Below are 13,124 nucleotides of genomic sequence, written 5' to 3'. Positions count from 1 at the left end.
CAAATAGGGCCAGCAGCGCGGTGGCGATAAATTTCACTGTTACGCACATGGTGCCTCCTGCGCGCACGCTCGGCGGCGCGCGTCGATGGGCTGTATTAGGCCGACGCGGCGATGCCTGCTGCCATAATGGTTATCCCGGCCACAAAGACGATTGCCGTGGTGGCTACCGCGCCGCCGCCAACCAACGCGGCGGTTTTTCCCGTGGAAAGGTCTTTTCGTTGCAGGAAAGAAAGCTCTGCCAGGGGAATGATTTTTCCGCTGTCGGCGACGATGTCTTTAGGTTCCACCTTCGCCACCTTCAGCTCGCCGCCGCTGCCGTCCTTCAGGCCATATTTCAACTGGTCGCCGACATAGACCGGCGGCTGCAGCAGGTAATATGGGCTATTGAGCCCCGCCTCTTTTTGTTGCAATGCCACGTCGTGGTAGGTCGTGCAACCGGCAAGGGAAAACGCCGCCATCCCGATAACCAACGGCACTAATGGGATAAATCGCATGGGAAACCTCGTGCTTCTATTTGCTGGTTTTTAACGTAACGGCGGACTTGAAGCGCATATAGCTCACGACCAGAGAAAGGAACGAGAATGCCGCCCCCGCCATTAAACTGATAGTCGTCGCTTGCGCGCCGCGCATATTGAAGAAAATCGCCACTAACGCCGAACCGATGATTTGCCCGATCAACCGGGAGCTGCCCAACAGGCCGCTGGCGATGCTGCTGTTTTCGTGCGAGACCGAGGTCATGATCAGCAGGTTGTTCGGTGATTGAAACAGGCCGAAACCGATGCCGCACAGCGCCACACGCCATACGATCGCCCCATTCGACGGATCGCTCGGCAAATTGGCCATCAGCAGCATGCCTGCCAGCAGACAGGCGAGGCCCGAGAGGGCAACAAGATTGGGATCGTATTTCTTGGCCAAATCGCCGGAAATTAGCGAAGACGCCATGGTGGCCAGCGGCCAGGCGGTCAGCAGCAGACCGATGTCCACCACGTTTCTTTGCAGGACATTGTGGAAATAGAAAGGCAGCGATACAAAAGCCAAAAGCTGGGTGCTGTAAGACAGCATCGACATCAGCAAAGACAATGACAGCGTCGGGTTATGCAGCATCGCGATCGGGATCAGCGCGGCGTTGGCCTTTCTTTTCTGATTGATGTACAGCCACCCGGCCAGCCCGGCGAATACCGCAAAGCTGAGCGCCGCCGCCGGCAGATGGTGGGTGGTCATGCTCATCGTGCTGAGCGAGAAAGCGATAAACAGCACAAACACCAACAGAGCCCCCCCGCTGTCGAATCCAACGCTGCGCCGCTCGCGGGGGGCCAGGAAGATCAGGCTCAGCAGCAGCGACAGGCAGGCGATGGGAACATTGATGGTAAACAGCCAGTTCCAGCTCGTCTGAGAAAGTATCGCCGAGGCGATGGACGGCCCGGCGGCGGCGGAAACCGACACCACCATCACATTGATCCCCAGGCCGCGCCCCAGCAGCCTTTCCGGGTATATCTCCTTGATTAGCGCCGCATTGACGCTGAGCACCGCCGCCGCACCGAAGCCCTGTATCACCCTGAATGCCGTCAGCATCGACAGCGTCGTGGACAGCGCGCAGCCCAAGGATGAAAAAGCGAACAGCACCACCCCGGCTATAAAGATCTTTTTATTGCCCACCGCGCGGCCCAGCGCCGCGAAGGGCATCAAAGAGGCGACAACGGCAAACTGGTAGGCATTAATAATCATGATGGAGGCCGATTCGGAAACGCCGAAATCTTTGGCGATCACCGGCAATGCCACGTTGGCGATGGTACTGTCGAGCATGGCGATGACCGTGCTTAACGAGACCGCGAGAACGGCGAATATATTTAGTGTCTCTTTTTCCTGGTGTTTAAAAGTCATGTTAACGCTCCAAAAACGTGAGTAGCTTCATGCCGGCGGCAAAGACCCCGCTTTTTATCCGTTTTAATATTTACGTTATAACATATCAATTTAAGAAGAGAATAAATCTCATTTGAAATATTAGATTACATAGTGTGTCAAAATAAGAATTAACAAATGCAAAACAAATTAATATCAATACAAACATTCAATAAACAAAATAAATGCAGTATAAAAAACCAGTGAATTTAAGGAATGACATTAAAAGTAACAGCCGCTAACAGACAACCCCGCCGGCGCGTAAAATTGTTATGTTATAACAAAAACACCCTTTCCTTTTATGCTGGTTAACCTTATGGCTAAGACGGACCTTTTGAACACCCGGTTATCTCGCCGCAGAATGATGTTGGCAGGGTTGGCGGCCCTGGCGCTGAACGGCGCTGTTTCCCCGCTGGCTCACGCCCACGGCCTGCCACGTCCCAAAAAGCAGAACGGCCCTCAGGGGGCGCGAAAAAGATTCCTGGTCATGTTGGATCCCGGTCATGGCGGCATCGACTCCGGCGCCATTGGCCACACCGGTTCGCTGGAAAAACATGTCGTTCTGGCGATCGCCAGAAATATGCGGGCGCAGCTCGATCGACACGGCATCGATGCCCGCCTGACTCGGGACAGCGACGTTTTTATTCCGCTATACGATCGGGTGGAGATCGCGCACCGGCATGGCGCGGATCTTTTCATGTCCATCCACGCCGACGGTTTTACCTGCCCCAGCGCCTGCGGCGCGTCGGTCTTTGCACTTTCCACTAAGGGCGCCAGCAGCGCGATGGCGAAATACTTATCGAACAGTGAAAACGCGGCGGACGATCTCGCCGGCCCCCACGTCATCAAGAAAGATCGCTATTTGCAGAAGATACTGTTTGATTTGGAACAAACGGAAACGATCAAAGAAAGCCTGACGCTGGGCTCGCACCTGATCCAACATATTGCGCCCATCCATCATTTGCATGCCAAAAATACCGAACAGGCGGCCTTCGTGGTGTTGAAATCTCCGTATATTCCTTCCGTCTTGGTGGAAACCTCGTTCATCACCAACCCCGAGGAAGAAAGGCTGCTGGGCACCCCTGCATTCCGAAATAAAATCGCCACCGCCATCACGCAGGGGATCGTCAGTTACTTTAAACGCGAAACGCACGCTTAAGCTTCGCCAGGGCGGCAAGCTCACGGGCTTGCCGCGCACAGGGACGGTGCCATCATGATAAAACGCAATCCTCGTTATTTTTCGGCGGGCATGCTGTTCCCCCTGCTGGCCCTGTTGCCGCGTGGCGCCTTCGCCGTGTCGTTGACGGGATCGCAGCAAAACAGCCTGAATTTCTACGGCACGATTATCGCCAGACGCTACAGCGGCCAAAACGAACGCGACGACGGCGACCGCAGCTACCTCTATTTCGGCCTGATAGGCAAAAAAAAGATCGCGCCGCGCTGGCAGGCCTACGCCCACTGGGAATATACCGTCAGCTTCGCCGACGCGAGCCGAAACAGCACCCGGCTCGCCTATATCGGCGTGCAAAACGCCACCCTGGGCAGCCTCGATATCGGCCGCAACTGGGGCGTACTTTATGATGTGACCGCCCTGACCGATCGCTCCCCGCTGTTTAGGGAAATGGCGTACAACTACATCGATAACTTTATGCGCGGCCGGGCGCATAACCTGCTCACCTACCGCCAAACTTTCAGCCTGTTTCAGCGGCGCGCCGCCCTCGCGTTGCAATATCAGTTCAAAGACGGCGACGATCGGCAAACGCCGGGCAAACAAAACGGCAACGGCTTCGGCGCCTCGTTCCGTTATGCGCTGACGCCGACGCTCAGCCTCATCGCCGCCGCCTCGGCGTCTCAAACCACGCAGCGGCAGCAACACGCCGCCGGCTATCGCCGACGCATCGATACGCTGGCCGAAGGGGTTCTCTATGCGTCGAAAAAAATCTATCTTGCGGCCGTGTTCACCCAAAGCGACAACGCCATCAGCCCACAACAAACCGCTAACCGCGGCTCGGCGTCAAGTTATGAAGCGCTCGTCAAATACCGGCTGACGGACCATATTCAGCCCAACATCGGCTATACCCGTTTAATACAGGCCCGGGCAGGCCGCAACACCGACTTATTGAACTACGAGGAGCTGGGGGTGACTTGGTTGCTCAATAGCAACATGCAGGTGTTTATTAACTATGAATTCAATAACCTTTCGCAGCACGCGGCCGGCGTCGATGCGTCGGACAAGCTCGATATGGGCATCAGCTATCACTGGTGATCCGCTTCGCGCAGCCAATAAAAAGCCCCGCCCGGTGAGGGGCGAGGCTCGCTTAATGACTCGAGTGGGCCGGCAGCCCAGCGTAGCGCGCTATGGCTAGCCCTGGCGCGGTGAGTATCTTAACGCCGCGCTTGCGCGTTCTTCCACTCCCGCCAAATTGTTTCCAGCCCGGCGCGATACGTCGTGACGGCGAAGTCGGGAAAACGCTGTTTGAACTTGGTCGAGTCGAACAGGTTATCGTGCTCGTAGCGCGGCAGCAGCTCGCGCATCTCTCGCGCCCCGGACGAAAACAGCCCTGCGGCGATCAACGCCCATTTGCCGATAACGGAATATGAAATGTCCTTCCCAAACACCTCGCAGGCCAACGCGGCGAACTGCGCATAGGTGAGCCGCTCGTCGCAGCACGGGAGATGCCACGTCTGGCCGAACGCGTCGGGCGTATTGCCGAGCCGAGCTAACCCGCGGCTGGCGTCGGGCGTCCAGATCAGCGTGCGCAGCCTGTCATCGCGAACCGGCACGCGCGGTTTTTCCCCCGCTTTCAGCCTGTCGACGATCAACGCATTGGTGAAGCTCTGCGTTTTCCCCGGCCCATAAAACTCGGGCGCACGGCCGATCAGCACGGGGATCTGCTTGCGCTTCATCTCGTCGAGCACCTTCTCGGTCATCAGAGCGCGCACCCGTCCCTTGCGCCCCCGAGGCGCGAACGGCGTCGACTCCGTCTGCGGCTCGCCGTTCTGCGGATACATATAGGTATTGTCGAAATAGACAAAGGGCACGCCCGCGGTACGGCTGGCGTCCAGCGCATTCTGCAGCATGGTCGGAAATTGTCGCTCCCACAGCGCCGAATCCGGCGGCAAGCCGGCGGCGAAATACACCACCTCGCTGCCCTTCACCGCCGCCAGGGTCTGCTGCGCGTCGAGCAGGTCGGCCGCAACCAGCGTATCGCTGTCGTTGATCTTCTTCGGGTGGCGGCTGACCAATCTTAAATCATCGGTGTGCGCGCGCTTCAGTTCACGCGCCAGCTCTTGGGCGATCTGGCCACTGGCGCCCAGGATCGTTTGCATTGGCGTTCCTCATCGCAATGAAAAAAGCTCCACCCACTCAGGGCGGAGCAAAGGTGCTTTTTCGCGCTTAGCTGTTCACGAACGCCAGCAGATCGGCGTTGACCTGATCGGCATGGGTGGTCGGGATGCCGTGCGGCGCGCCCTTATAGGTATGGAGCGTGCCGTTTTGCACCAGCTTGGCCGAGAGCACACCGGAATCCTGATAAGGCACCACCTGATCGTCGTCGCCGTGGATCACCAGCACCGGAATGGCGATCTTCTTGAGATCTTCGGTGAAATCGGTCTGCGAGAAGGCGACGATGCCTTCATAGTGCGCCTTGGCGCCACCCATCATGCCCTGGCGCCACCAGTTCCAGATAATGGCCTCCGACGGCTTGGCGCCCGGGCGGTTATAGCCGTAGAACGGGCCGGCCGGCACGTCGTAATAGAACTGCGCCCGGTTGGCGGCCAGCTGCGCCTGGAAATCATCGAATACCGATTTTGGGGTGCCCTGCGGATTGGCGTCGGTTTTTACCATCAGCGGCGGCACCGCGCTGATCAACACCGCTTTGGACACCTTGTCCTCGCCGTGGCGCACGATATAGCGCACCACCTCGCCGCCGCCCGTCGAGTGGCCCACGTGCATGGCGCCCTGTACGCCGAGGTGTTTTACCACCGCGGCGACGTCATCGGCATAGTGATCCATGTCGTGCCCTTCCCACACCTGGCTGGAGCGGCCGTGGCCGCGGCGATCGTGCGCAACCACGCGGAATCCTTTGTTCACGAAGAACAGCATCTGGGCATCCCAGTCATCGCTCGACAGCGGCCAACCGTGGTGGAAATAGATAACCTTGCCGTTTTTGGGGCCCCAATCCTTGTAGAAAATCTCGACGCCATCGCTGGTCGTTACATAACCCATGTCGTTTCTCCCATTTACACTATGGTTAAAAAAGAAGGTTTATACTGCGCGCGGCGCCGGGATCTCTGGCTCCCTCATCCCGGTTGGCCGACGATCTTGCGTTGATCGTTTAACGAGTATAGGTTTAAAGTTCACTTTAAGGTCAATAGTGGCCCGGCAAGCGGTATTTCCCTCAGTAACGCGATCGGCATCAGGAGTATTCAAGTGCAAGGAGATGACACCGCCACGACGATGGAGCAACGGCTTGCCGCCCTGCGCCACGCCTTCCTGCGCGACGGCGCGCCGACGTTGCAACAGCGCAAGGCCGCCCTGCGCCGCTTGCGGAGCGCCATTCTGGCTCAGCGCGCCGCGCTGGCGGCGGCCGTCAGCGCGGACTTCGGCCACCGTTCGCCTTACGAAACCGACATTCTGGAGATTCTGGTCACCGTGCAGGCGATCGATTACCTGCTGCGCAACCTGAAACGCTTCATGCAGCCGGAGCGCCGCCACGTCGCCCTGCCGTATCAGGCCGCGCGCGCCTATGTGCAATATCAGCCCAAGGGCGTGATTGGCGTCATGGCGCCGTGGAACTACCCTTTATCGTTGACCTTCATCCCGCTGGCCACCGCCCTGGCCGCCGGCAACCGCGTGATGCTGAAACCTTCGGAGCTCACGCCGCATACCAGCCAGCTCATCGAAACGATGCTGGCGGCGCGGTTTCCCGCCGATGAGGTCGCCGTCGTGACCGGCGGGCCGGACGTCGGGGCCAGATTCAGCGAGCTGGCGTTCGACCATCTGGTGTTCACCGGCAGCACGGCGATCGGCCGTCAGGTCATGCAGGCGGCCGGCAAACATCTGGTGCCGTTAACGCTAGAACTGGGCGGCAAAAGCCCCGCCGTCATGGCGCGCGGCGCGGTTAACGCCAGAAACGTCCAGAGCGTGGCGTTCGGCAAGCTGTCGAACGCGGGCCAAACCTGCATCGCGCCCGATTACCTGCTGATCCATCAGGACGATCTGGCAAGCTTCATGGCGCTCTACGACGCGGCGGTCAAAACCTTTTATCCCGACGGGCCAACCGGCGACGACTACGGCGCCATCATCAACGACAGGCACTACCACCGCTTGCACGATCTGCTCGCCGATGCCCAGGCGCGGGGCGCGCAAATCATTCCGGTCGGCCATCGCCCGGACTCGGCGTCTGAACGGCCGAAAACCCTGGCCCCCACGCTGGTCGTCGGCGCCCCCGACGACAGCCGGATCATGCAAGAAGAGATCTTCGGGCCGCTGCTGCCGGTGCGCACCTACGCCGCCTTTGATGAAACGATCGACATTATCAACGCCGGGCCGCGCCCGCTGGCGCTGTACTACTTTGGCCCGGCAGACGCGCAGCAGGATCGGCTGCTGGCGCGCACCGCCTCCGGCAACGTCAGCATCAACGCCACCCTGCTGCACTTCGCTCAGGACGACCTGCCGTTCGGCGGCATCGGCCCCAGCGGCATGGGAGCCTGTCACGGCATCGAGGGATTTCGGGCGCTGAGCCACGCCAAGGGCGTTTTCATCCAGAGCCGCTGGCGCTTTACCGACCTGCTGCGCGCGCCGTTCGGCAAGCTGGCGGACGCGGTGCTCGCGTTCATGCTGCGGCGCCGATAACGCGGCGTGTTGACTATCAATAGCACACCCATAAATCGCCGCAAGCTATCACAATATTCACTCATTCCTATTTTATCTCTCCGCCGCCGCTGACTAAGCTTAGCCATGAGTCACCCTTTGCCCGTTGGCGGCGAGGATGACGTAAATCGATTGAGTTCAGTTATTTAGCGCAATACCCGACGCAAGCCTTACCCGCATGCCTTGTTAACCGCTCCACGCCCGGCGGCTGGAGCATCTTTACGGAAGCAGAGAGCGCATTATGACAACTGAAAGCAAATGCCCGTTTTCGGGCGGCAAGCAGCCCGCACCGCAGAACGGCCCCACCAATCAGGATTGGTGGCCTAATCAGCTCAGCCTGAAACCGCTGCATCAGCATTCCCCCCTGTCCGATCCGATGGATAAAGACTTCAACTACGCCGATGCCTTCAACAGCCTCGATCTGGCGGCGGTCAAACAGGATCTGCACGCCCTGATGACCGACTCGCAGGAATGGTGGCCGGCGGACTTCGGCCNCGGCGGCCTGTTCATCCGCATGGCCTGGCACAGCGCCGGCACCTACCGCATCGGCGACGGCCGCGGCGGCGCGGGCGAAGGCCAGCAGCGCTTCGCCCCGCTCAACAGCTGGCCGGACAACGTCAGCCTCGACAAGGCGCGCCGCCTGCTGTGGCCAATCAAGCAGAAATACGGCCGCAACATCTCCTGGGCCGATCTGCTGATCCTGACCGGCAACGTGGCGCTGGAATCGATGGGCTTCAAAACCTTCGGCTACGCCGGCGGCCGCGCCGACACCTGGGAGCCAGACGACGTCTACTGGGGCTCTGAGAAGATCTGGCTGGAACTGAGCGGCGGGCCGAACAGCCGCTACTCGGGCGACCGCGATCTGGAAAACCCGCTGGCGGCGGTGCAGATGGGCCTGATTTACGTCAACCCGGAAGGCCCGGACGGCAATCCCGATCCGGTGGCCGCCGCGCGCGACATCCGTGAAACCTTCGCCCGCATGGCGATGAACGACGAAGAAACCGTGGCGCTGATCGCCGGCGGCCACACCTTCGGCAAGACCCACGGCGCCGGCCCGGCGTCTCACGTCGGCGCCGATCCGGAAGCGGCCGGGCTGGAAGCGCAGGGCCTCGGCTGGCACAGCACCTTCGGCACCGGCGTCGGCAAAGACGCCATCACCAGCGGCCTGGAGGTCACCTGGACCACCACCCCGACCCAGTGGAACCACGACTTCTTCCGCCACCTGTTCGAATACGAATGGGAGCTGAGCCAAAGCCCGGCCGGCGCGCACCAGTGGGTGGCGAAAGACATCGGCGAAACCATTCCCGACGCCTTCGATCCGAACAAGAAGCGCCGCCCGACCATGCTGACCACCGATCTGTCGCTGCGTTTCGATCCGGCCTACGAGAAGATTTCGCGCCGCTTCTATGAACACCCGGAGGAACTGGCCGACGCCTTCGCCCGCGCCTGGTTCAAGCTGACCCACCGCGACATGGGGCCGCGCGCGCGCTACCTCGGCCCGGAAGTGCCGCAGGAAGAGCTGATTTGGCAGGATCCGATCCCGGCCGTCGATCATCCGCTGATCGACGAGCAGGACATCGCCGCGCTGAAAAACGCCGTGCTGGCTTCCGGCCTGTCGGTGTCCGCGCTGGTCTCCACCGCCTGGGCTTCGGCTTCCAGCTTCCGCGGTTCAGACAAACGCGGCGGCGCCAACGGCGCGCGCATTCGCCTGGCGCCGCAAAAGGACTGGGCGGTCAACCAACCTGCGCAGCTCGCCGCGACGCTGGCCAAGCTGGAGAGCATTCAACGCGCCTTCAACGATGCGCAGACCGGCGGCAAGCGCGTCTCGCTGGCGGATCTGATCGTGCTGGCCGGCGCGGCGGGCGTGGAACAGGCGGCGAAGAACGCCGGTTTCGCCCTGACGGTGCCGTTCGCGCCGGGCCGCATGGACGCTTCGCAGGAACAGACCGACGTGGACTCCTTCGAGGCGATGGAGCCGCTCGCCGACGGTTTCCGCAACTTCCTGAAGGGCAAATACCGCGTGCCGGCCGAAACGCTGCTGGTCGACAAGGCGCAACTGCTGACCCTGACCGCGCCGGAAATGACGGTGCTGGTCGGCGGGCTGCGCGTGCTCGGCGCCAACGTCGGCGGCACGCAGCACGGCGTGTTCACCCAGCGGCCGCAGGCGCTGACCAACGACTTCTTCGTCAACCTGCTCGACATGGGCACCACCTGGCACCCGGTCGGTGAAGACGGCCTGTTCGAAGGCCGCGATCGCCGCAGCGGCGCGGTCAAGTGGACCGGCACCCGCGTCGATCTGGTGTTCGGTTCGCACGCGCAGCTGCGCGCGCTGGCCGAAGTCTACGGCAGCGCCGACGCGCAAGAGAAGTTCGCCCACGACTTCGTCGCCGCCTGGAACAAAGTGATGAACCTCGATCGTTTCGATCTGGCGTAACGTCCCCCCAACGGCCTGCTTCAGCGGGCCGTTTTTTCTCCCGAGATCAACACCGCCTCCGCTCCACGTCAGCCCTGTCAGGCGCTGCGATATTCTCTTTTCCCGCTTATTCGCATTTACTCAACAAGTCATATAAAAATTTGATGGGCGGCAATTCTTTTAATGCTGTATTTATATTTAGAGGGCAATGAAGAACGTAACTTCAGCGCGCTAATACGATATATCCCATCAAGGAGAACACCGTTATGGATTATCCTCGACTCACCTCAACACGCGGCGAGGCGGGCCTAATGACCATCGCCATTCCTTAGCGGCAGCGGGTTTGGCCGACAAAGCCGCCCCATCGTTTTACGCCATAAAAATAGATGATCTGCACCTGCGCGATATTCGTTCAGGCGTCTGACGTTCGCCCTTCGTTAATGTTTCACGGCGCACGTTGCGTTTTTAGCTTTTATTTTTCAGCCGACGGGAAAGCTCATAGGAAATGACGTTTCACTCAGGAAAATAACCGCTACCTGGAGGTCAACATGCAACATACTATCGGTATTTCTTCTCGTCGGCTGAGGATATCGGCCCTTGCGCTGCTGCTCCCTGCCGTATCATGGGCGGCCGATACGGCGTCTCTTGCCGTGGGGCCGCAATATGACACCACCCATGTCTACGTCGAACGCGGGAAGATGGACGCCTTTGTCGACAGCATCCTGAAAACCTTCGGCGGCACCAGTACTGAACGCGTGCTGGTCAACGTCACGCCCACCCCCAGCGAAACTTACTCCCAGCTGATACTGACGCCGGCCGGCAGCTTCTCGGTGTTCGATTTCAAAACGCCGATCCCGTACCCGTTCGGCGCCGAGCGCAACGGTTTTCTGGTCAGGGATATGGACGCCGCCATCCGGCAGGCCAGGGCCGCCGGCGCCGATGTGCTGGTCGAACCCTTCGACGATCCGATTGGGCGCGACGCAGTGATCCAGTGGCCCGGCGGCGTCAACATGCAGCTCTATTGGCACACCAAAGCGCCCAACTACAAACCGCTGCTGAGCCTGCCGGAAAACCGCCTGTACCTCTCCGCTTACCGCATCGATGACTTCCTGAAAAGCTATCAGACGTTCTCGCACGGCAACGTGGTGAGCGACGAACAGGTCAGCGATGCGGCGATCGGCCGCAACGATAACGGCAAAATCCGCCAGATCGAACTGGACTCGCGCTTTGGCAAAACGCGCATTTTCGTCACCGATGGGCATCTGCCTTATCCGTTCGGCCATGAGCGCACCGGCTATGGCGTCGAGGATCTGCAGGCCACGCTGGCCAAAGCGACGGCCACCGGCGCGCAGGTGCTGTGGCGTTCGACGGCGGCGGAACGCCGCGCCTCGGCGCTGGTGCGTTTCCCCGGCGGCTACATCGCCGAAATTCACCAGACGGCTAAATAAACCCAAGGCGCGCTGCGGCGCGCTTTTTTCTTCGGATATTCATGATGAAACGCACGCTACCCGCACTGTTGCTGTTTTCCACGCTCCCCGCGCTGGCGGCGGAGCCCGCCGCTTCCCCCTGGAAAAATATCCCGTTGGGCGATGCGGCCACCTTATCTTTCGACGGTTCACTGCGCGAGCGCTATGAATGGACGGATCAACGGGATCTGAATGGCGGACGCGACGACACTTTCATGCAGCGCTTGCTGGTTGGCGCGCGCCTCGACTACGGCGACTATTTCGGCGCCTATGTGCAAGTGGGATCGTCGCTGGCCACGCCGCGCGATCGCGGGCGCAAGCCGACCGACGAAGATCATGCCTACCTCGGCCAGGGCTATGTGGATATGAAACTGCCCACTGCCTACGGCCTCGGCACCCTGCGGGTCGGCCGCCAGGAGATTGCGCTGGGCTCGCTGCACCTGCTGGGCACCCGCGACGGCCCCAACGTGCGCCGTTCCTTCGATGCTATCCGCGCCAGCTGGGTCAAAGATAAAAACCGCCTCGATGCCTTTATCGGCCATCCTGTCACCCTTAAAACCGGCAGTTTCGACGACGATACCGACAACAGCCAAAAGGTGTGGGGGCTGTACGGCACCACGCCGCTGACGCCGCTGGCATCCTCGCTCGATCTCTACACCTTTGGCTTTGAGGATAACGATGCCCACTACGCGCAGCTCAGCGGGCAAGAGCGGCGCTATACCGTCGGCGCGCGCATTTTCGGCGCGGCGCAGGGGTTCGACTGGGATAATGAAGCCGCCTGGCAGTTCGGCAGCGCAGAGCAGCGTGATATCCGCGCCTGGTCGGCGTCGGCGCACGCCGGCTATACGGTGAGCGACTGGCGCTGGCAGCCGCGCTTTGGCGGCAAGATTGGCATCGCCAGCGGCGATAAAAACGGTCACGATGGGCAGCTTAACACCTTTAACGCCATGTACCCCAAGCTGCCCTACCTGACCGAGAACGGGCTGGTGGCGCCGGCTAACCTGATCGCCATCCATCCTTCGGTCACGATTACGCCGTGGCAAACCCTGGCCATCGACTTCAGCTGGGACGCCTTATGGCGGCAACGCCGCGAGGACGCCTTCTACCTCGGGCCAATGCGCCCGGTGAAAGGCAGCGAACAAGGCTCGCGCTTTATCGGCAACCAGTACCAGGTCGAAACCACCTGGACGCCGAGAAGCGATCTCCAGTTCAAGGTGGCCTACGTCTACTTCGACGTCAGCAACAGCCTGCAGCAACATGCCGGGCTGAAAAACATGAACTTCGTGCTGGCGCAGGGCACCTACAGTTTTTAAGTATCAGGTAAGTTAATCGGTGTACGCGGGCGCCCTTAATAATCCCGTACTCAATTAATGACGACAGCCGGCGTGCGGCCGCCTCTATGCGTTACGGCAATGGCGGCTACTCGCCGCCATCCACAGATAAAAGCTAAATAAAAGCAAAAAGATAAATC

The 13,124-nt window shown here is 60.3% G+C and carries 10 protein-coding genes; 6 read left to right on the top strand and 4 right to left on the bottom strand.

From position 1 onward, the window contains the following. Positions 1-95: 95 nt before the first annotated feature. Together ADK28_RS20785 and ADK28_RS20780 are read right to left on the bottom strand one after the other, a co-directional pair. Positions 96-494: a hypothetical protein gene (locus tag ADK28_RS20785; RefSeq protein WP_100225590.1), complete on the bottom strand. Its 399-nt coding sequence runs from the start codon at positions 492-494 to the stop codon at positions 96-98. Between the two features lie 16 nt (positions 495-510). Beyond that, positions 511-1,881, bottom strand: coding sequence for an MFS transporter (locus ADK28_RS20780; protein ID WP_048796547.1), 1,371 nt, complete (start codon positions 1,879-1,881; stop codon positions 511-513). 334 nt (positions 1,882-2,215) lie between these two features. Here ADK28_RS20780 and amiA point away from each other — a divergent pair, with 334 nt between their 5' ends. Further along, positions 2,216-3,058 (top strand): N-acetylmuramoyl-L-alanine amidase AmiA, encoded by an 843-nt coding sequence (gene amiA, locus ADK28_RS20775; RefSeq protein WP_048796546.1) that lies wholly within the window; start codon positions 2,216-2,218, stop codon positions 3,056-3,058. A gap of 54 nt (positions 3,059-3,112) precedes the next feature. Beyond that, positions 3,113-4,165 (top strand): porin, encoded by a 1,053-nt coding sequence (locus ADK28_RS20770; RefSeq protein ID WP_048796545.1) that lies wholly within the window; start codon positions 3,113-3,115, stop codon positions 4,163-4,165. Positions 4,166-4,284: 119 nt separating this feature from the next. On the opposite strand, the gene ADK28_RS20765 is transcribed toward ADK28_RS20770, so the two are convergent. Next, positions 4,285-5,229: an NAD-dependent epimerase/dehydratase family protein gene (locus ADK28_RS20765; RefSeq protein WP_016927062.1), complete on the bottom strand. Its 945-nt coding sequence runs from the start codon at positions 5,227-5,229 to the stop codon at positions 4,285-4,287. Positions 5,230-5,296: 67 nt separating this feature from the next. After that, positions 5,297-6,127: an alpha/beta fold hydrolase gene (locus ADK28_RS20760; RefSeq protein WP_048796544.1), complete on the bottom strand. Its 831-nt coding sequence runs from the start codon at positions 6,125-6,127 to the stop codon at positions 5,297-5,299. Positions 6,128-6,331: 204 nt separating this feature from the next. Between ADK28_RS20760 and ADK28_RS20755 the strand changes: the two genes are divergently transcribed. From ADK28_RS20755 to ADK28_RS20740, 4 genes are all read left to right on the top strand, one after another. Beyond that, on the top strand, positions 6,332-7,756 hold the full coding sequence (locus tag ADK28_RS20755; protein WP_239686271.1) for a coniferyl aldehyde dehydrogenase: 1,425 nt from the start codon (positions 6,332-6,334) through the stop codon (positions 7,754-7,756). Between the two features lie 259 nt (positions 7,757-8,015). Then, a complete protein-coding gene (gene katG, locus ADK28_RS20750) occupies positions 8,016-10,208 on the top strand; it encodes a catalase/peroxidase HPI (RefSeq protein WP_048796542.1) in 2,193 nt (730 codons plus the stop codon). A gap of 527 nt (positions 10,209-10,735) precedes the next feature. Next, positions 10,736-11,635: a VOC family protein gene (locus ADK28_RS20745; protein ID WP_033639885.1), complete on the top strand. Its 900-nt coding sequence runs from the start codon at positions 10,736-10,738 to the stop codon at positions 11,633-11,635. 41 nt (positions 11,636-11,676) lie between these two features. Then, positions 11,677-12,966, top strand: a complete 1,290-nt coding sequence (locus ADK28_RS20740) for an alginate export family protein (protein ID WP_033639884.1) — start codon at positions 11,677-11,679, stop codon at positions 12,964-12,966. Positions 12,967-13,124: the final 158 nt, after the last annotated feature.

Origin of the sequence: Serratia sp. 506_PEND (assembly GCF_001076875.1) — a bacterium.
GTDB lineage: Bacteria > Pseudomonadota > Gammaproteobacteria > Enterobacterales > Enterobacteriaceae > Serratia > Serratia marcescens.
The sequence above is the reverse complement of the archived record's forward strand: the minus strand, read 5'-3'. Positions and strand labels throughout refer to the sequence as shown.

Coding starts and splice junctions, on each gene's coding strand:
- ADK28_RS20785 (WP_100225590.1), bottom strand. CDS start 494: ATGCGATTTATCCCATTAGTGCCGTTGGTTATCGGGATGGCGGCGTTT.
- ADK28_RS20780 (WP_048796547.1), bottom strand. CDS start 1,881: ATGACTTTTAAACACCAGGAAAAAGAGACACTAAATATATTCGCCGTT.
- ADK28_RS20740 (WP_033639884.1), top strand. CDS start 11,677: ATGATGAAACGCACGCTACCCGCACTGTTGCTGTTTTCCACGCTCCCC.
- ADK28_RS20770 (WP_048796545.1), top strand. CDS start 3,113: ATGATAAAACGCAATCCTCGTTATTTTTCGGCGGGCATGCTGTTCCCC.
- amiA (WP_048796546.1), top strand. CDS start 2,216: ATGGCTAAGACGGACCTTTTGAACACCCGGTTATCTCGCCGCAGAATG.
- ADK28_RS20760 (WP_048796544.1), bottom strand. CDS start 6,127: ATGGGTTATGTAACGACCAGCGATGGCGTCGAGATTTTCTACAAGGAT.
- ADK28_RS20765 (WP_016927062.1), bottom strand. CDS start 5,229: ATGCAAACGATCCTGGGCGCCAGTGGCCAGATCGCCCAAGAGCTGGCG.
- ADK28_RS20745 (WP_033639885.1), top strand. CDS start 10,736: ATGCAACATACTATCGGTATTTCTTCTCGTCGGCTGAGGATATCGGCC.